Source organism: Sinorhizobium fredii USDA 257, assembly GCF_000265205.3.
Taxonomy (GTDB): Bacteria; Pseudomonadota; Alphaproteobacteria; order Rhizobiales; family Rhizobiaceae; genus Sinorhizobium; species Sinorhizobium fredii_B.
On record NC_018000.1, the window covers coordinates 778599 to 797303 of the forward strand.

Below are 18705 nucleotides of genomic sequence, written 5' to 3' on the forward strand. Positions count from 1 at the left end.
CTATGGCCCCTGAGGCTTTATTCAGGCTTGCGGCATCGGCGTGACGCACGATCGCCAGCGGACGTCATCATGGCGGCGTGACGAGACCCAGCCTTAAAAAACTCCACATGCGGCCCTATTGCTTGTTTCGACGGTGAAGGGCGATTTGGCCCGCCGAAGCAGAGGGCCATTGGCCTTCCGATGGGAGAAGTATCTGTGAAGAAAGCGTTCTTGCGGGCGGCTGCTGTTTGTGCGCTCTCGCTCATGCCGTTCGTTGCCGAAGCTGCGGAGGGCTTTGCCACCGCCAATGTCAACATGCGCTCAGGCCCGAGTACCCGTTATCCCGCGGTCACCATTATTCCGGCAGGTGAAGCGGTGGAAATCCACGGATGCCTGGCCGACAGACCCTGGTGCGACGTTTCCTTCTATGACGGACGCGGATGGGTCGCCGGGCAATATGTCCAGGCGCTCTACCGCAGCAATCGGGTCTACCTCGAGCCGGAATATTATCGGCCGCTCGGGATTCCGACGGTCGTCTTCGAATTCGATCGCTATTGGGACCGCAACTATAGGGGACGCGATTTCTATCGTGACCGCGACCGCTGGCGCCGCGGACCCGATTGGGCCGAGGAACGCGACTGGCAGCGGCAGCGCGAAGAGCCGCGCCGCGAATGGCAGCGCAGGCAGGCGACGGAACGCGAGGAATGGGAGCGCGAGCCGGAGCGCCGCGAATGGGAACGCCAGCAGGCCAGAGAACGGCAACGGGCCACAGAGCGCCAAGAGGCGAGAGAACGCCAGCAATGGCAGCGCGAGCGGGAACGCGAGCATCGGGACTGGCGGGACCGTCGCCGCGATGACGAGCGGCAGGAAGGCGGTTCCGCCGAGAACTATCAAGGTGCTCGCAAGGAAGAGCGGGCGCGCCAACTTCGTGAGCTGCGACGGGACGGTGAAGTCAGAACGGTTCCGAAGTGCGTTTTCAACGATTTCGCCTGTGAAAACGACTGACGCACTGTGCTTTCCGGGAGCGGCCCGGCACCGTCGCGCGAGCGATAGCGGCCCCTCCGATCATGGTTGCGCGAAGGCGGGAGGCGATTTGCCGCCCCCTTTTTCTTGTCTGCATTGGCGAAGCTTTGCGGGAACCAAACCTTGTTCGAGGCGTTGATTTCGCGCGAAAGGTAAGGAGCGGAGACAATGGCGGAAAAGAAGCTGGCAGCGGTGGGCGCCGATATGGACACGGAAAAGACCGCGGCGGACACCCAGGTGGAATTGCAGACCCAGGTCGCGGAGTTGAGGTCTGAGATCGTAAGGCTGACGGAAACGGTTTCGGCCATCGGCAGCGGCGCCAAGGCGGTCGTGCAGGGGGAAGCGGAACTGATGACGGAACGGCTCAGGGAGCGTGTTCGCGATGATCCGATCTCGACGCTGCTGACCGTCGCGGGCGTCGCGTTCCTCGTCGGCCTGTTCGCGAGGCGCTGAAGGCTCTTTGGCGCGCCTTCAAATACCACCAGAATTGGGTATTGCGCTTGGTTAACGGGCCGTGATCTGGATTAAGAAAGAGTTAACCTAACCAGGCTATGGCTCAATCGAAGCGAGCCCGCTATTATTGGTTCGGATCTGATGTGCATTGAAACTGGAAATCCGGGTAACCGGAAGAAGGAGTGAGTTGAGAACGGCGCGTCTGTCCGGGCCTTCCGGGAATGCGCCAGCCCGCAATCGGGCAGGGTGAAATCTGTGTTCATCCGTCTCATGGAAGTATGGAGACGAGCATGGCAGACGTAATCAGATTGCAGGACCGCAAGGTCAAGATGCCGCGACGGCGGCCCGTCACCGCGGGCGGTGCCAAGGTGTTGTTCTTTACGGGCATCCGTTACGAGCGCCTCGACGGCCGCGGCCCGCAGCCAAGCGCTCCGACAGGGCGGCAGGTCAAGAAGCAGTAGCCGGCCCGCGTATTCGGCTGCAAGCCGCGGGTTGGCCGATGCTCTCCGCTGCGCGGCTCATTCGGCTCTCTAACTCCCTACATTCTTGTCACTGGCGCCGGAATGGCGCGCAGCTCGAGTCCGTCAGGAAATCGCGGACCTGCTCCTCGAAACTGTTAAGCGGCGCCAGGGCGCGCAGGACCGCATAGCCCTCCTCGTCCTTCATCTCGATCATGATCGCTTGGGCGAGCGCTTCCGGCGGCGACTTGCGCAGCTCGACCAACTGGATCGGCGTCGCGACGACCAGATCGAGATCTCCATTGACGGCGGTCTGATCGTTCATGCTGAAGACTTCGTTCGACCCGCTGTCGAAGATCGAAAGCGACCAGAAAGGTACGGAACCACGCGCAATGAAACGCGCCGGCGCATCCGCGACGGAGAAGTTGCAAACGGCGGTGCGTAGAAAAGGGTCGCTATTGTCCAGTCCAGTCGGACCGGGCTCGGCCGTGAGCGGAAAGAAACTGTCCATCTCGAGAAGACCGAGGATACGCGTATAGGCGTCCCGGCCGGTGAACCGCGGCAGGGCAAGGACGATGACTATATGCAGGAGAGCGGCGCCGACGAGCCCGACGAGAAAGGTGAACAGCGCCCTACGCATTCCCGCACCCCGTCTTGACGATCTTCGGCATTGCGAGGTCGATCAGTCCGGATGAGCCGGCCGTTGGCGTATCGAGCAGCGTCAGCACGAGCTGGAAGTTTCCCGTGTGGCGGATGGCGAGCCAGTTGTCCGGCTGTGCGGCCGGCGAGGCGTGAATGACGAAGCTGCTGTCCTTGGCGCGCAGCACCGTCCACGAATTGATCGCCGAAGGCATCTCGGAGCCCGGTCGTAGCGTCGCGCCGTCGGTGGTTGCGGTGTAGAGGGTCCAGAAACGGGCGGGTGGCGTGATCCCGGAAACGTCATAGGAGCAAGCGGCTGAAAGGCGCGCGCCGGTATCGTCGGTAGCCGCTGTGAATTTCAACCCTTCCGCGCCGCCATAGAGCAATTCCCCGACACGAGCGCGGTGCGCCTTTGCATAGGGATCCGCCGCGACGGTTTGCGCCTCGGGGAAGGCCACCCAGGGGCCGATCGCGATCGATCCGAAGCCGACGGTCGCCTTCAGCGCCCATATGGCTGACGTAATGCCGCCGCCGAAGGCGACGATAAGTGCAAGGGCGACGAGGAGGGGAACGCGGAACAAGGGGGGCTCTATCGAATGATGTCTCGTTTATCCTGCCGGCAGTGAATCGATTGTGCGGCGATGGCTGGGCCGCCAGAAAACGGATTTGTCGTGACGAAGTCAATTCTTCGCGGCATCTGTCACCCGCGGCATCGCTGACGTTTCATCAGGCGCTTCGAGCACCGCGACCCGGCCGCCACCCTTTTCCTTGGGCTTCAACGGTGACGCCTGTTCGAATGCATTGCCGATCGACTTCAAGAGGCGGGTCACGTCGGCAGACAGGGATCGCGGCCGGACGAGCGGCGGCAGTGCGTTTTCGTCAGCTTCGGCCTCGGCGACCGCTTCCGGTTTCTTTTGCGTTTCGGCCGGCGGAGCCTCGATGCCCGGGATCGCACGGTGTTCGATGCCCTGCTCGGCATAGTCCATCAGCCGTTTGAAGGTCATCGCGGGGAGGGAGCCACCGGTCATCTCTTCGGTGGACGTGTAGTCGTCATTGCCGAACCAGACGGCCGTCGTGTAGTCGCCGGTGAAGCCCACGAACCAGGCGTCGCGATAGGCTTGCGTCGTTCCCGTCTTTCCGCCCGTCACGACCCCGTTGCTCAGCGCGGCCCTGCGGCCGGTTCCGATGACCGGGATCTGGGTGAGAATTCGATTCATCGACGAGATGGCCTGCTCGCTCAGAACCCGTCGCGCCGGCTGAGCGTCGCGGCCGAAGTCGTAGAGGATATCGCCATCGTAGTTCAGGATCTGACTGATGCCGTGGCGGCGGGATTCCAATCCTCCGGCGGGGAAGACGGCATAGGCGGTCGCCTGGTCGAGCACGGTCACCTCGGACGTGCCGAGCGGCATGGTCTTGTCGGTGCGGATCGGCGTTTCCACGCCCATCCTTTTTGCGGTTTGGGCGATGATCTCGGTGCCGAGCTTGTCCTTGGCGAGGCGGACCGGAACGGTATTGATCGATCTCGCCAGCGCGTTCATCAAGGTGACCCGGCCGGCATATTTGCGGGCGTAGTTCTGCGGCGACCAGCCGCGCCAGGTGATCGGCGCATCGACGACCACCGTCTCGGGCGTCATGCCTTTCTCCATCGCCGCCGCATAGGTATAGACCTTGAAGGAGGAGCCGGGTTGGCGGAGCGCACGGGTGGCCCGGTTGAACTGGCTTTCGCCATAGTCGCGGCCGCCAACCATTGCACGCACGGCACCGCCGTTTTCGATCATGACCAGAGCGCCCTGCTTCACCTTGTAGCTTTCGCCGTATTGCCTGAGGCTCGATTCGATCGATTCTTCGCCCGCCTGCTGCAGCCCCATGTCGATCGTCGTTCTGACGATTAGCGAATGCTGCGCGAAGGGAGCGGCAATGCGCTGAACCTCGTCGAAGGCCCAGTCGAGGAAGAAGTCCGGTGCCTTGACCTGGGCGCGATCGATGACGGTCGCCGGATTGAGACGGGCGGCGAGCACCTGGCCCTCCGTCATCAGGCCGCCCTGGACGAGATTGGACAGCACCTCGTTGGCGCGGGCGCGTGCCGCCGGCAGGTTGACGTGCGGCGCGTATCGCGCCGGGGCCTTGAACAGCCCGGCCAGCATCGCGGACTCGGCGAGGTTGACGTCGGTGATCGCCTTGCCGAAGTAGAATTGAGCCGCCGCCGCCGCACCGAAGGTGCCGCCGCCCATGTAGGCGCGATCGAGATAGAGGCGGAGGATTTCCTTCTTCGAGAGATTGGATTCGAGCCAGACAGCGAGAAAGGCTTCCTTGATCTTGCGCTCGATCGTTCGCTCGTTCGACAGGAACAGGTTCTTGGCAAGCTGCTGCGTCAGCGTGGAGCCGCCCTGAACGACGCCGCCGGCGCGGGCGTTCTCGGTCATGGCGCGCGACAGGCCGAGGAAGTCGATGCCCCAGTGGTCGAAGAAACGGCGGTCCTCCGTCGCCAGGACCGCCTTGATCAAGTGATCCGGCAGTTCGTCGATCGGAACCGAATCCTCGTGGATGATGCCGCGATGGCCGATCTCATTGCCATAGCGATCGAGAAAGGTGACGGCAAAGTCGCTTTGCGCCCGCCAGTTCCCCTTGGTTTCCTCGAAGGCCGGAAGCGCCAGCGCAAGCATCAGCACGGCGCCGGCGGTGCCCCAGGTCATCCCCTCGCCGAGCACCTCAAAAAACGCTCTTTTCCAGCCGCGCATGCGAAAGCGACGGAAGAAGATGGTGGTGTCTTCCCACCATTCCGCCAGACGGAATCCGGCGCTCCACACCGTGGAATCGATCCAGGAATCGATCCGCAGAAAGATGTGTCGCTTCTTCGGCCGGTCTTCCTCTTTTCGCGGTTCCTGCACGGCTTTCCTGTCCCGAAGCTTCCTTGCCACACGACGATATTTGCACGGCGCGGAATTCCAATCTACTTGCATATCGCGCTGTCGGCCTTAAAAAACCGGCAATCTTCTGCAAAGTTTCGATGTCGGCGTGGACGTGACGAAAGTGTGACGCGATGGGCGAGATGCCTTTCTGGAAGACGAAAAGCCTGGACGAGATGAACGACGCCGAGTGGGAAAGCCTCTGCGACGGCTGCGGGCTCTGTTGCCTCAACAAGCTGGAGGATTGGGACACGGGTGAGATTGCCTGGACCTCGATCCGCTGCACGCTGCTCGACGGCGAGAGCTGTCGCTGCAAGGACTATGATAACCGTCAGACGACGGTTCCCGACTGCGTCCAACTGACCCCGAAGGCGGTGCGTGAGATCAGCTGGCTGCCGCCGACCTGCGGCTATCGTCTGATCGCCGAGGAACGTGACCTGTATTGGTGGCACCCGCTCGTCTCCGGCGATCCGGACACGGTGCATGCGGCCGGAATCTCCGTGCGCGGGCGCACCACCGCCGAGGACGGCATCGACATCGAAGACTATGAGGAATTCCTGGTGACCTGGCCTCTGGAAGTGGGCCTGGAACCGGCGGAGTAGATCCGCAGTCGTCAGTGACCGCCGTTCTTCCGTACAAGGCTCTTCGGGGCGGCATTTCTCCAGGCCGTCTCCAGCGACTGGCGAATGAGCTCCTCGTCGGCATCCACGAAATAGAGAGATGTCCAGCCACGCGCGCCCCAGCCGCCGTGCACCGCGGCACAGACGCCCGGCTCCAATTCGAGCAGCATGCGCTGCTGATCGGGCGTCAGCTTGAAGACGGCACGGCCGGCTTCCGGCAGGGTCATGAAAATGCGCTTGCCTACCCGGAAGTCGCGCGTTCCGAAATGGGCGTTCTCCTGCGTCCCCGGAAGGCTAAGTGCCAGCTTTTCGATCTCTTCGGTTAGCATCCGAAAAGAGTAGCACGAAATCGGCAATTGACAAAAAACCCGCGCCCGCCGTGCGTCGGCGGGCGTAGACAATGCTGTCAAGGGATGGAGACCGCTACTTCTCGGCGAGTGATAGCCGAGAAGGAGCAATTATTCTGCAGGCGGAACGGGCTTTTGAGCAGTTTCGCTGGCCACGCGCATTTCGCGCCACTCGTTTTCGAAACGATCGAGCAGCGACTGTGGAATCCTGGACTGCGGTGCTACGGGCGGCTTATTCGCGAGTGTCTGCATCCGGTCCTCCTATGCGAGACGGTGGGGATGGCGGACCATTCCATATGGCAAATACTTTGTAAATCAGGCGCTTAAACCATTTAAACGATTGAAGAATCTTTAAATCGATTAATTGTCGCTCTTCCACAGCCGTGCTTCTCATGCCGACGCGAATGGTTTGCCAAAGGCGGCCACGTGCGCGCAGTAGCGCGTAATTTCCGAAATCACTGGTTCGCGGAGAATTGGTTGAGAGCTAAAAGGCATCATCTTCAAAGGCTTGCGAGCAGGCGCGGATTTGCCTTTCGAGCTTCCTCGCTCGATTTCCGGCAATCGGACTCGAATTCTCAGAAAAAGCTTCCAACCGACTCGATCGACTCGCGAATCGGCGACCGCTTGAGCCGCAGGCCAGCGTCTGATTCGGGAAAGTCCGCCGACCAGCCCTCCCGACAGTGTGGAGCAAAGTTCTTAACGGACCGCTGACCACGTCTGGTGACGCGGCAGGCCGAACGGCAATTGCAATTCCCGGTGGATTTCGGCTCGAGGGCTGCCGGCGCCCGCTACGGGATGTCGCGTGTCGCCACGACTGACATTCATTTGCCATTCAGCCTCTATCGGCTAATGATTTTGCATGATCTTCCCAAGTCGAAAGTGCGTTCATGTCTTCATCAGTGACCATAGTCGCGCTCGCCGCAGGCCTCGCAGGTTTTTCGCTGCCTGCCGTTGACGTGCCTAGGGTTGTTGTCCGCGTGGCGGGTGACTGCAGCGCTGCGGCGGCACAAGTCGTCGCCGAGACCGGCGGCGAATTGCTCTCCGCCCAGCCGACAGCCGATGGCAAGTGCGTCGTGACCGTGCTAATCCCCGGCAATGGAGGGCGGCCTAAGAAAGTGACCGTCAAGGTGCCGATGTAGGCATCTGCGGCGCCTGCCAGCAAAGGGAAGTAACAGCAAGATGCGCATCCTGATAGTCGAGGACGACGTCAACCTGAACAGGCAACTGGCCGACGCGCTGAAGGAAGTCGGATACGTCGTCGACCAGGCCTTCGATGGAGAGGAGGGCCACTATCTCGGCGAAGCGGAACCTTACGACGCGATCATTCTCGATATAGGCCTTCCGGAAATGGACGGCATCACGGTGCTTGAAAGGTGGCGCGCCGACGGTAAGACGATGCCAGTGCTGATTTTGACCGCCCGCGATCGCTGGAGCGACAAGGTGGCGGGTATCGACGCCGGCGCCGACGATTACGTAGCAAAGCCTTTCCATGTCCAGGAGGTGCTCGCCCGCATCCGGGCGCTGATCCGCCGCGCCGCCGGCCATGCCAGTTCCGAGATCGTCTGCGGACCGGTCCGGCTCGACACGAAAGGCTCGAAGGCGACCGTCGGCGGCGTTGCGCTGAAGCTGACCTCCCACGAATTCCGGCTGCTCTCCTATCTCATGCATCACATGGGCCAGGTGGTTTCTCGGACGGAACTTGTCGAGCACATGTATGATCAGGACTTCGACCGCGACTCCAACACGATCGAAGTCTTCATCGGTCGGCTTCGCAAGAAGATCGGCAATGACCTGATCGAGACGGTGCGCGGTCTCGGATATCGGATGCAAGCACCCGGCAATGGCCATTAGATCCCTCACGGCGCGCGTTCTGGCGGTTTCGACCGTTTGGGCCGTCGTTGCCCTCGTCGTGATCGGAGTGGTTATCTCGGCACTCTACCGGCAGGGCTCCGAGCGTGGTTTCCAGGACCTGCTGCGCGCCCAGCTCTACAACGTCATCAATTCGATCTCCGTTGACGAGAAGGCCGCCCTGTCCGGGAGTCCCCAACTCGGCGACCTGCGCTTCTCCCAGCCGCAGACCGGTTGGTATTGGATCGTCGAGCCGATCGGCGAATTCGCTACGCCGCCCTTGCTGTCGACGTCGCTCGGTTCCGCCAAGCTGCCGATCGTGAGTGTCGACGAGGTTCCATTCGATATTCGCTATGAGCGCTTCTACACGACCGAGGACCCATTCGGAAACGAGGTCGAAGTGGCCGAGACCGAAGTGGTGCTCGACATTCAGGGCCACACGGCGCGCTTCCGGGTTGCCGGCAACCGCGACGTCCTGGAGGCGGACATCGACCGTTTCACCCGCAATCTGACGATCGCGCTCTCGATCTTCGGTCTCGGCGGCCTCGGCGTGAACGCCTTGACCATTCTCTTCGGTCTGCGGCCGCTCGATCAGGTGCGCCGCTCGCTCGAAAAGATCCGGACGGGCCAGAGCGAGCGCTTGGACGGTGCTTTCCCGCGCGAGATCCAGCCGCTGGCCAACGAGGTGAATGCGCTGATCGACAGCAACCGCCGCATCATCGAACGCGCCCGCATGCAAGTCGGCAATCTTGCCCACTCCCTGAAGACGCCGATCGCCGTGCTGCTCAACGAGGCGCGCGTTCTCGAGGTCCCCCACGGTGAACTGATCAGGACGCAGGCGGACGCGATGCAGACCCAGGTGCAGACCTATCTCAGCCGCGCCCGGATTGCGGCCCAGCGCGGCTCCATCCTGGCGAGGACCGAGGCTCAGCCGGCCCTCGAAAGGATCGTTCGGGTGATGCGGCGGCTCAATCCGGAGAAGCAGTTCAGCCTGTCGATCAACCCGCCGGGGCTGGTGCTGGCAATGGAGCAGCAGGATGTCGAGGAGACCGTCGGCAACCTGCTCGAAAATGCCGCCCGATACGCACGTGATCACGTCGTACTCAGCGTTGAGCGCGCCGCCGACCAGGAGCGCAGCAAGGAGTCCGGCCGCGAATGGATCGTCCTGCGGATCGACGACGACGGCCCGGGCCTCAATCCGGATCAGATCGCGTTGGCGATGAAGCGCGGCAAACGACTCGATGAAAGCAAGCCGGGCACCGGCCTGGGGCTTTCGATCGTCAGCGAGATCGTCGGTGAATATCAGGGCAGCGTCGAGCTCAGTCGACGCGACGAGGGGGGCTTGAGGGCCAAACTCGTTCTGCCAGCGGCGGTCTGACGCGGGACGTTAAGCAGCTTTCAGGTCGGTCGCCTCCGCCATCGTGATCCGGCGGTCACACCGGCAGTCGAAAATGCCCTGTCCGGCACGGCCCGCGGTTGCCTCGCGAGGCCGAGGGTGCAAAAAGAAATCCTGAAAGCGCCGCCGCCTCGACGCCATCGCCGAGACGCAGGCGGCGACCGGTCAATGAGGATTGAGTTGTCGCGTATCATGAAGATCAACGCAGAAATGGGGCGGGCCGTTGCCTTGAGCGGCAGGATCGTGGTCGTCGCATCGACTGTTGCCCTTGCCGGCTGCGGGACGACGGCCGGCGGCCAGCGCGGCGCGGTCGGTCTTGGCGCAGCCGCGGCGGGCGGAGCCTCATCGGCGTCCTATATCGAGGCCCTGCAGGGCGGTGTCATCGCGCGCCTCGGCAATATCGACCTCGGAAAGTCGGACCGGCAGCGCGCTCTCGAAGCGGAGTACCGTGCGCTCGAGGCCGCCCCCGGCGGCCAGCCGGTGGCTTGGGAAGGGCGCAGCGTTAGCGGCTCGGTCGTCGCCGCCGCCCCCTATCAGGTTGGCTCTCAGAATTGCCGTCAATACAGCCATACGGTGGTCGTCAAGGGGCAGTCATCGACGGCGCGCGGCGCCGCATGCCGCAACAGCAATGGCACCTGGTCGCCGCTGACCTGAGGGCGAACGCGGCGCCTTGCCATCATTCGATTGGCGGCGCTGCCCCTGCCGGGCCGCCGCCCATTGCGGCGAAACGCCTCAAATATTCGTCATTTTCGGTTTTCGAGTTGGAAAGCCGGGAACCTCATAGTATTTCGCATCCATGTTGTTCTGGATTCTTGTCGCCACCTTGACGGCGGCTGTCGCAGTCGCGCTCGTCCTCCCGCTGATGCGGGCGGCGTCGCCCCTCCCGTCTCCTCACAGCCATGACATGGAGGTCTACCGCGACCAGCTCGACGAACTGACCAGGGACCGCGAGGCGGGGCTGATCAGCGGCGATGATGCGGAACTCGCCAGGGCCGAAATCGGACGCCGAATGATCTCCGCCAGCGCCGCAGATGCATCAAAGCAAGAAAGCATGTCCAAGCGGCTGGGTTCGAAGCGCCTGGCGCAGGCGTTCATTCTCCTCTGTCTTCCGGCCGTGGGGCTCTGTCTGTATTTGACGACGGGCAGTCCTGGCGTGCCGGCGCAACCGCTCGCAGCGCGGCTCGCCAATCCCGGCGAGGATATCAATATTTTGATCGCCAAAGCCGAAAATCATCTCACTCTTAGCCCCGACGACGGGGCAGGGTGGGACCTGCTTGCCCCGATTTACATGCGCAACGGCCGCGTCGACGACGCGGTCGGCGCCTATGACCACGCGATCCGGCTGCTCGGACCGACGGCGGCCCGACTGGGCGGCTATGCCGAGGCCCTGATCGTACAGTCCGGCGGCCTTGTGACGGCGGCGGCACAGGATGCCCTGAAGAAGGCGCTGGCTCTCGATGCCAATGATCCCCGCTCGGAGTTCTACCTCGCCCTCGGCCTCAAGCAGGAGGGAAAGCATGGCGATGCGCTCGCCGCCTTCCGCAAGCTCGCCGGCAGGTCGCCCGCCGGCGCGCCGTGGTTGCCGCTGGTCAACCAGCATATCGCGGAGCTCTCTGCCGACAAGCCCGGCGCCGGTGGCGAAGCGCTCGGAAATCCGACCTCCGAGGATATTGCGGCAGCCGAGGGCATGGGTGCCGGCGATCGTCAGGCGATGATCCGCGGCATGGTCGACAGTCTTGCCGGCCGCCTGAAGGAAAATCCCGACAACTTCGAGGGCTGGATGCGCCTGGTCCGCGCCTATGTTGTCCTCGATCAAAGAGATAAGGCCGAGGATGCTCTAAGCGAGGGACTGCAGGCCTTTCCGGCCAGCGTCGACGAAGGCAAACGATTGCTGGCGCTCGGCCGTGAACTCGGCCTCGATGGCGGCGGAGCGAAAGAATGACCCGTAAGCAGAAACGGCTGGCGATCATCGGCGGCGGCGTCGGCTTCCTGACGGCCGCCGTCCTTCTGGTAATGGTCGCCTTCAGCCAGGCCGTGGCCTATTTCTATGTCCCCGGCGACCTTGCCAAAGCGGGTCTCGCGCCGGGCACACGCATCCGTCTCGGCGGGCTGGTGGAAGCGGGCTCGGTGAAGCGCGGCGACGGCAAGACCGTCACCTTCAGCGTCACCGATACGCTCGCGACGGTGCCGGTGACCTATACCGGCATTCTTCCGGACCTCTTCCGCGAGGGGCAGGGCGTGGTGGCGGAGGGGACCTTCGTCGCAAGCAGCCAGATTTTCGTTGCCGACACGGTGCTCGCCAAGCACGATGAGACCTACATGCCGAAGGACGTGGCCGACCGCCTGAAAGCCCAGGGCGTCACGCTCGGCGGGAAGGAAAACATTCAATGATCATCGAGCTCGGACACTATGCGCTGGTGCTGGCGCTCGCGACCGCGCTCATCCAGTCGGTGCTGCCGCTCTTCGGCGTTCGGCGCAACGATCGGGCCTTGGTCGAACTGGCGGGCAGCGCGGCGATCGTCTCCTTCCTGCTCGTCGCCTTCTCCTTTGCGGTGCTGACCTTCGCCTATGTGACCTCCGACTTCTCGGTCCGGAACGTCTGGGAGAACTCGCATTCGCTGAAGCCGCTGATCTACAAGATCTCCGGCGTCTGGGGCAATCACGAGGGCTCGATGCTCCTGTGGCTCCTGATCCTCGTGTTCTTTTCGGCTCTGGTGGCAAGTTTCGGCCGTAACCTGCCCGAAACCCTGAAGGCGAACGTTCTGGCGGTTCAGGCCTGGATCGCTGCCGCCTTCACGCTCTTCGTCCTGCTGACGTCCAATCCTTTCGCCCGGCTCGTTCCAGCCCCAGGCGAGGGCCGGGATTTGAACCCCGTGCTGCAGGACATCGGCCTCGCCATCCATCCGCCCTTGCTCTATCTCGGCTATGTCGGCTTCTCCGTGTGCTTTTCCTTCGCGATCGCAGCCCTGACGGAGGGCCGCATCGATGCCGCCTGGGCCCGCTGGGTCAGGCCCTGGGCCCTGGCGGCCTGGACATTCCTGACCGCGGGCATCGCCATGGGCTCCTACTGGGCCTATTACGAGCTCGGCTGGGGCGGCTGGTGGTTCTGGGACCCGGTCGAGAATGCCTCCTTCATGCCGTGGCTGGCCGGGACGGCGCTCTTGCACTCGGCGCTCGTCATGGAAAAGCGCGAGGCGTTGAAGATCTGGACGGTGCTGCTCGCGATCCTGACCTTCTCGCTGTCGCTGCTCGGCACGTTCCTGGTGCGCTCGGGCGTGCTGACATCGGTTCATGCCTTCGCCACCGATCCGACGCGCGGCGTCTTCATCCTGGCGATCCTCGTCGTCTTCATCGGCGGCGCGTTGTCGCTCTTCGCCTTGCGCGCCTCGCATCTCAAGTCCGGCGGGCTCTTTGCGCCGATATCGCGCGAGGGCGCACTCGTCCTGAACAATCTGATCCTGACGACGGCTACGGCGACCGTCCTCACTGGCACGCTTTATCCGCTGGTGCTCGAGGCACTCACCGGCGACAAGATCTCGGTCGGCGCTCCCTTCTTCAACATGACCTTCGGGCTGTTGATGCTGCCGTTGCTCTTTGCGGTTCCCTTTGGCCCGCTGCTGGCCTGGAAGCGCGGCGATCTTGCTGCTGCCGCCCAGCGCCTCTTCGCCGCCGTGGGCGCCGGTCTGCTCTTCGCCGCCGCCGTCTACTATACCAGGAACGGCGGTCCGGTTCTCGCCGTCCTGGGCATCGGGCTTGGCGTCTACCTGATCCTCGGTTCCGTCACCGATGTCGCGCTTCGATCCGGCCTCGGCAAGGTGGCAGGCAGCATTGTCTTGCGGCGGTTCCTGGGCCTGCCGCGCTCGGCCTTCGGCACGGCGCTCGCTCATATCGGTCTCGGCGTCACGCTGATCGGCATCGTTGCCGTGACGGCCTACGAGACGGAGACCGTCGTCGAGATGAAGCCTGGAATGGTGGTCGAGGCCGGCGGCTACAGCTTGCGCTTCGATGGCATGCGCCACGGCCGCGGGCCGAACTATACCGAGGACACTGGTCACTTCACCGTCAGCCGCGGCGGCGTAAAGGTGACAGAGATCTGGTCGTCCAAGCGCCTCTATTCGGCACGCCGGATGCCGACGACCGAGGCCGGCATCAGGACGTTCGGCCTCAGCCAACTCTATGTTTCGCTGGGCGACGAGATGACCGGCGGCGGTATCGTTGTGCGCATCTGGTGGAAGCCGCTGATCCTCTGCATCTGGGGCGGCGCGCTCGTGATGATGGCGGGCGGTGTCGTTTCCTTGAGCGATCGACGCTTGCGGGTGGGCGCCCCGTCGCGCGCTGCCAGAGCGGCGCGCCTTGCTGCCGGAGCAGCCGAATGATCCGCATCCTCGTCGCGCTGTTCCTCTCCCTCGCTTCCGTCGCGCCGGCCTTCGCGGTCAACCCGGACGAAGTGCTCACCGATCCGGGGCTCGAAGCGCGGGCGCGGGCAATCTCGGCCAAGCTTCGCTGCATGGTTTGCCAGAACCAGTCGATCGACGATTCCAATGCGGAACTCGCCAAGGATCTGCGATTGCTCGTACGCGAACGCCTGAAGAGCGGTGACACAGACGAGGCGGTGATCGCCTATGTCGTCTCGCGCTACGGTGAATTCGTGCTGCTGAAGCCCCACTTCGAGGCCAAGACGCTGCTTCTCTGGGGTATGCCGGTCGTCCTGCTCTTCCTTGGCGCGGTCACCCTGATCGTCGCCGCGCGCCGGCGCGGGGCGCAGGGCGCGGGCCCACCGCTTTCCGACGACGAAAAGGAAAAGCTGGACAAGCTGCTGCGGTCGTAGGATTCCGTCGGCCCAGTCGGCAATCGAAAAAAGATAATCCGTTCAAGGGGTTGAACGAACGATTTGCCGGGCGCCGGGCGATTCCGCAGCTCGCTCACGGGCGGCCCATTGCCGCCCTGCGGGAACATTACCAAAAATTCATCTTCCGGACAGAACTCAGTAAGGTCCCATCCGTTACACGTTTCGTCATCGGCTGTTCCTCCAGTCACAGCCAGGCGAGCGGGTGTCCGGGCGATCTCGTCCTCCGGATACAGGCTCGTGGGTCAAGGTTTCGAAGCCGTCCACCGCTCGGCGGCGGCTTCATGCAAGAGAGAAGGCAACACGAATGTCCATGATCAAAACTCCGCGTCCATCGCTGAAGACCGTCCTGAAGACCTCCACGGTCGCCGGCCTTGCCGCAGTCATGCTGACGACCGGTCTGCCGGCGCAGATTACCCAGTCCTTCGCTGAAGCCGTGAGGATTCAGGCGCCGTCTGTTCCGAGCTTCGCCAACGTCGTCGACGCTGTTTCCCCGGCCGTCGTTTCTGTTCGCGTCCAGGCAAGGCAACAGGCTGCCGACGACGAAAGCAACTTCACCTTCGATTTCGGCGGCCGTGGTTTCGAGGATCTGCCCGAGGACCATCCGCTGAGGCGCTTCTTCCGTGAATTCGGCGGGCCTGACTCCCGCGACGGCGACCGCGCCGATCGCTGGCGTGATCGGCGCGGTCCCCGCGGTGAGGGCCGTCTGCGCCCGAGAGCCCAAGGCTCCGGCTTCTTCATCACCGAGGACGGCTACCTCGTCACCAACAACCACGTCGTTTCCGATGGCTCCGCCTTCACTGTCATCATGAACGACGGAACGGAGCTCGACGCCAAGCTCGTTGGTAAGGACAGCCGCACCGACCTTGCCGTGCTCAAGGTCGATGCCGGCAACCGCAAGTTCACCCATGTCAGCTTTGCCGATGACAACAAGGTTCGGGTCGGCGACTGGGTGGTCGCCGTCGGCAACCCCTTCGGTCTAGGCGGCACCGTGACGGCGGGTATCGTCTCGGCGCGCGGCCGCGACATCGGCTCCGGCCCTTATGACGATTATCTGCAGGTTGACGCGGCGGTGAACCGCGGCAATTCCGGCGGCCCGACGTTCAATCTCTCCGGCGAGGTCGTCGGCATCAACACGGCGATCTTCTCGCCATCGGGGGGCAATGTCGGCATTGCCTTCGCAATTCCCGCCTCGGTCGCGAAAGATGTCGTCGACTCCTTGATCAAGGACGGCTCTGTCTCGCGCGGCTGGCTCGGCGTTCAGATCCAGCCGGTGACGAAAGACATTGCCGAGTCGCTCGGTCTCTCCGAACCGAACGGCGCCCTTGTCGTCGAACCGCAGGCCGGTTCGCCGGGCGAGAAGGCAGGGATCAAGAAGGGTGATATCGTCACCGCAGTCAACGGTGAGCCGGTCAAGGATCCGCGCGATCTCGCGCGCCGGGTAGCGGCGATGCGTCCCGGAGCCACCGCCGACGTCACCCTCTGGCGTGACGGCAAGTCTCAGAGCGTCAAGCTCGAGATCGGCACGCTGCCGGAAGAGGCCAAGGCGGCGACGCCGGACACGAGCGACGAGCAGCCCGACCAGGGTCAGGCCGGCGAAGAGGCATTGGCGGATCTTGGCTTGGCAGTCTCCCCCTCGGAAGACGGCAAGGGTGTGACGATCGCTTCGGTCGACCCGGACTCGGATGCCGCCGATCGCGGCCTGAAGGAAGGCGAGAAGATCGTCTCCGTCAACAATCAGGAAGTGAAGACGGCGGACGACATCCTGAAGGTGATGAACAACGCCAAGAAGGATGGCCGCAGCAAGGCGCTGTTCCAGATCGAAGCCGAAGAGGGCAGCCGCTTTGTCGCTCTGCCGATCGCTCAGAGCTGAGACGCGGCGCCAACAAGACACGGGAGCGGGCGGACTTAGGAGCGCTTACCGCCCGCTCCTGGCCGATGACGAGGCGCCGCGACATCTGTCGATATCGCGGCGTCCTCTGTTCCGGCCGAACTCTGCATTTGGCCGATGCAAACCCCGAAACCGGTTGAGACGAACAGAGGTCCGGGACTATGGTCACCCGTATGAAGATTTTGATTGTTGAAGACGACCTCGAGGCAGCCGCCTATCTGGCTAAGGCGTTTCGAGAAGCGGGTATCGTTTCCGACCACGCCAGCGACGGCGAAAGCGGCTTGTTCATGGCGAGCGAGAACACCTACGACGTGCTCGTGGTGGACCGCATGCTGCCCCGCCGGGACGGCCTGTCGCTGATCACCGAATTGAGGCGCAGGGGCATCCACACGCCGGTGCTCATCCTTTCGGCCCTTGGCCAGGTAGACGACCGAGTGACCGGCCTTCGCGCCGGTGGCGACGATTACCTCCCCAAGCCTTACGCCTTCAGCGAGCTTCTGGCGCGTGTCGAGGTGCTCGGCCGGCGCAAGGGAACGCCGGACCAGGACATGGTCTATCGCGTCGGCGACCTCGAACTGGACCGGCTTTCCCACTCGGTCCGCCGGCAGGGCAAGGAGATCCCGCTGCAGCCGCGTGAGTTCCGGCTGCTCGAATATCTGATGAAGAATGCCGGGCAGGTGGTGACGAGGACCATGCTGCTCGAGAATGTCTGGGACTATCACTTCGACCCGCAGACCAACGTGATCGACGTGCATGTGTCGCGCTTGCGCTCCAAGATCGAGAAGGATTTCGATCCGCCGTTGCTGAGGACCGTTCGCGGCGCCGGCTACATGATCAAGGACGACCGGACCGCTGACGCATGAGCAAATTCGGCGTTCTGTTCAGGACGACCGCGGTCCGGCTTTCCGCGCTCTATCTCGTTCTCTTCTCCCTCTGCGCCGTCTTCCTCGTCTTCTACGTCACCGGCATGTCCGAGCGTTTCCTGCAGCAGCAGACGCGTGAAGCGATTTCTGTCGAAGCAACCCAGATCGAGGGCATATACGAGCGCGCCGGCGTCAACGGCCTGCTTCGCTCGCTGGAACGGCGGGCGCGCCAGCCCGGCGCCAACCTTTACGTCATTGCGGGACCGAGTGGAGAAATCCTCGCGGGCAACGTGGCCGGCCTCGAGCCCGGCTTGCTAGACGACGAGGGCTGGACATCTGAGCCTTTTCACTACCGCCGCTTCACCGATGAAAGCCGCGCGGACAACCACGTCGCACTCGCCCAGGTGCTGGTGCTGGACAACGGTCTGCGGATTCTCGTTGGCCGCGACTTGCAGGAACCGGAAAAGTTTCGCGTTCTCGTGCGCCAGGCCCTGGTGGTCGCTCTCGGCATCATGGGGCTCGGCGCGCTGGTGATCTGGTTCGGCATCGGCCGCAATGCCTTGAGGCGCATCGACCGGATGTCGGAGGCGAGCACCAAGATCATGGCGGGTGACCTTTCGCAGCGGCTGCCGACGAGCGGTTCGGGCGACGAGTTCGACCGTCTGTCGGAATCGTTGAACGCCATGCTGGGCCGGATCGAGAAGCTGAACGAAGGCCTGAAACAGGTCTCCGACAACATCGCGCACGATCTCAAGACGCCGTTGACGCGGCTGCGCAACAAGGCCGAGGCGGCGCTCGGCAGCAAGGAAGGCGGGAGCCAGAACGGCGCGCTCGAGGAAATCATTGGGGAGTCCGACCAGCTGATCCGCACCTTCAATGCGCTGCTGATGATTTCGCGCGTCGAGGCTGGTTCCGCTGTCGCCGAGATGAGCGACGTCGACTTGTCCGGCATCGTCGACGATTGCGTCGAGCTTTACGAGCCGGTCGCCGAGGAAAGCGCCCTCCGCCTGGAAGCGGACATCCAGCCCGGCATAACAATTTCCGGCAACCGCGAGCTGATCGGCCAGGCGCTTGGGAACCTGATCGACAACGCGATCAAATATGCGGATGGTGCGGAAAATCCGGTCATGCGGGTCGAGATGAAGAAAAGCGGTGTCAACGCCGTCCTGACGGTCGCCGATCACGGTCCAGGCATTCCCGAAAATATGCGCCGCGAAGTGGTCAAACGCTTCGTGCGGCTGGACGAAAGCCGTTCGAAGCCCGGCACCGGTCTCGGCCTTTCGCTCGTCGAAGCCGTGATGGAGATGCACCATGGCTCCCTCGCTCTCTCGGCGACGGAGCCGGAAGGAAAGGGATTGACGGTTCGCATGGTTTTCCCGGCCGGCACGACCTGATACACCAGCCAAGCAATGACCGGTTGGATCAAGGTTTCCCCG

The 18705-nt window shown here is 63.2% G+C and carries 20 protein-coding genes; 15 read left to right on the top strand and 5 right to left on the bottom strand.

Annotated elements, in window-relative coordinates:
- The first annotated feature begins 195 nt into the window (after window positions 1–195).
- The 3 genes from USDA257_RS03610 to USDA257_RS37000 all read left to right on the top strand — a co-directional run bounded on the left by USDA257_RS03610 (window position 196) and on the right by USDA257_RS37000 (window position 1916).
- Entirely contained in the window at window positions 196–984 is a 789-nt protein-coding gene (locus USDA257_RS03610; protein ID WP_014761520.1) for an SH3 domain-containing protein, read from the top strand.
- 186 nt (window positions 985–1170) lie between these two features.
- Entirely contained in the window at window positions 1171–1455 is a 285-nt protein-coding gene (locus tag USDA257_RS03615; RefSeq protein ID WP_014761521.1) for a hypothetical protein, read from the top strand.
- Window positions 1456–1745: 290 nt separating this feature from the next.
- Window positions 1746–1916: a hypothetical protein gene (locus tag USDA257_RS37000; RefSeq protein WP_014761522.1), complete on the top strand. Its 171-nt coding sequence runs from the start codon at window positions 1746–1748 to the stop codon at window positions 1914–1916.
- A gap of 88 nt (window positions 1917–2004) precedes the next feature.
- Here USDA257_RS37000 and USDA257_RS03620 read toward each other — a convergent pair whose 3' ends face one another.
- The 3 genes from USDA257_RS03620 to USDA257_RS03630 form a co-directional block, all read right to left on the bottom strand.
- Complete coding sequence (locus tag USDA257_RS03620; RefSeq protein WP_014761523.1) at window positions 2005–2553, bottom strand: DUF1254 domain-containing protein; 549 nt, start codon at window positions 2551–2553, stop codon at window positions 2005–2007.
- Window positions 2546–3133, bottom strand: coding sequence for a DUF1214 domain-containing protein (locus USDA257_RS03625; RefSeq protein ID WP_014761524.1), 588 nt, complete (start codon window positions 3131–3133; stop codon window positions 2546–2548). The genes USDA257_RS03620 and USDA257_RS03625 overlap by 8 nt, the downstream gene beginning before the upstream one ends.
- Before the next feature lie 99 nt (window positions 3134–3232).
- Window positions 3233–5470 carry a transglycosylase domain-containing protein gene (locus tag USDA257_RS03630; protein ID WP_041413891.1) on the bottom strand — a complete coding sequence of 746 codons (2238 nt, stop codon included), beginning with the start codon at window positions 5468–5470 and terminating at the stop codon, window positions 3233–3235.
- 122 nt (window positions 5471–5592) lie between these two features.
- Here USDA257_RS03630 and USDA257_RS03635 point away from each other — a divergent pair, with 122 nt between their 5' ends.
- Window positions 5593–6060 (top strand): YcgN family cysteine cluster protein, encoded by a 468-nt coding sequence (locus USDA257_RS03635; RefSeq protein ID WP_014761526.1) that lies wholly within the window; start codon window positions 5593–5595, stop codon window positions 6058–6060.
- Window positions 6061–6071: 11 nt separating this feature from the next.
- On the opposite strand, the gene USDA257_RS03640 is transcribed toward USDA257_RS03635, so the two are convergent.
- Both USDA257_RS03640 and USDA257_RS37005 read right to left on the bottom strand, forming a co-directional pair.
- A complete protein-coding gene (locus USDA257_RS03640; protein ID WP_041413892.1) occupies window positions 6072–6407 on the bottom strand; it encodes an MmcQ/YjbR family DNA-binding protein in 336 nt (111 codons plus the stop codon).
- A 129-nt stretch (window positions 6408–6536) separates the two neighbouring features.
- Complete coding sequence (locus USDA257_RS37005; protein ID WP_162832913.1) at window positions 6537–6677, bottom strand: hypothetical protein; 141 nt, start codon at window positions 6675–6677, stop codon at window positions 6537–6539.
- A gap of 635 nt (window positions 6678–7312) precedes the next feature.
- On the opposite strand from USDA257_RS37005, the gene feuN reads away from it, so the two are divergent.
- From feuN to USDA257_RS03695, 11 genes are all read left to right on the top strand, one after another.
- On the top strand, window positions 7313–7564 hold the full coding sequence (feuN, locus tag USDA257_RS03645; protein WP_037379546.1) for a two-component system FeuPQ modulator FeuN: 252 nt from the start codon (window positions 7313–7315) through the stop codon (window positions 7562–7564).
- Window positions 7565–7604: 40 nt separating this feature from the next.
- Window positions 7605–8276 (top strand): two-component system response regulator FeuP, encoded by a 672-nt coding sequence (gene feuP, locus USDA257_RS03650; protein ID WP_014761530.1) that lies wholly within the window; start codon window positions 7605–7607, stop codon window positions 8274–8276.
- Window positions 8266–9651, top strand: coding sequence for an ATP-binding protein (locus tag USDA257_RS03655; RefSeq protein ID WP_014761531.1), 1386 nt, complete (start codon window positions 8266–8268; stop codon window positions 9649–9651). Before feuP ends, USDA257_RS03655 begins: the two co-directional genes overlap by 11 nt.
- Window positions 9652–9861: 210 nt before the next feature.
- Window positions 9862–10323: a hypothetical protein gene (locus USDA257_RS03660; RefSeq protein ID WP_370056427.1), complete on the top strand. Its 462-nt coding sequence runs from the start codon at window positions 9862–9864 to the stop codon at window positions 10321–10323.
- Between the two features lie 142 nt (window positions 10324–10465).
- Complete coding sequence (gene ccmI, locus USDA257_RS03665; protein ID WP_014761534.1) at window positions 10466–11611, top strand: c-type cytochrome biogenesis protein CcmI; 1146 nt, start codon at window positions 10466–10468, stop codon at window positions 11609–11611.
- Window positions 11608–12060, top strand: a complete 453-nt coding sequence (ccmE, locus tag USDA257_RS03670) for a cytochrome c maturation protein CcmE (RefSeq protein ID WP_014761535.1) — start codon at window positions 11608–11610, stop codon at window positions 12058–12060. The genes ccmI and ccmE overlap by 4 nt, the downstream gene beginning before the upstream one ends.
- Window positions 12057–14045 (top strand): heme lyase CcmF/NrfE family subunit, encoded by a 1989-nt coding sequence (locus USDA257_RS03675; protein ID WP_014761536.1) that lies wholly within the window; start codon window positions 12057–12059, stop codon window positions 14043–14045. Before ccmE ends, USDA257_RS03675 begins: the two co-directional genes overlap by 4 nt.
- Window positions 14042–14497 carry a cytochrome c-type biogenesis protein gene (locus USDA257_RS03680; protein WP_014761537.1) on the top strand — a complete coding sequence of 152 codons (456 nt, stop codon included), beginning with the start codon at window positions 14042–14044 and terminating at the stop codon, window positions 14495–14497. The genes USDA257_RS03675 and USDA257_RS03680 overlap by 4 nt, the downstream gene beginning before the upstream one ends.
- A gap of 325 nt (window positions 14498–14822) precedes the next feature.
- The gene (locus tag USDA257_RS03685; protein ID WP_014761538.1) at window positions 14823–16388 is read left to right on the top strand and encodes a Do family serine endopeptidase; all 1566 of its coding nucleotides are present in this window, start codon (window positions 14823–14825) and stop codon (window positions 16386–16388) included.
- Window positions 16389–16567: 179 nt separating this feature from the next.
- Entirely contained in the window at window positions 16568–17269 is a 702-nt protein-coding gene (locus tag USDA257_RS03690) for a response regulator transcription factor (protein WP_014761539.1), read from the top strand.
- A complete protein-coding gene (locus USDA257_RS03695) occupies window positions 17266–18663 on the top strand; it encodes a sensor histidine kinase (protein WP_014761540.1) in 1398 nt (465 codons plus the stop codon). The genes USDA257_RS03690 and USDA257_RS03695 overlap by 4 nt, the downstream gene beginning before the upstream one ends.
- Window positions 18664–18705: the final 42 nt, after the last annotated feature.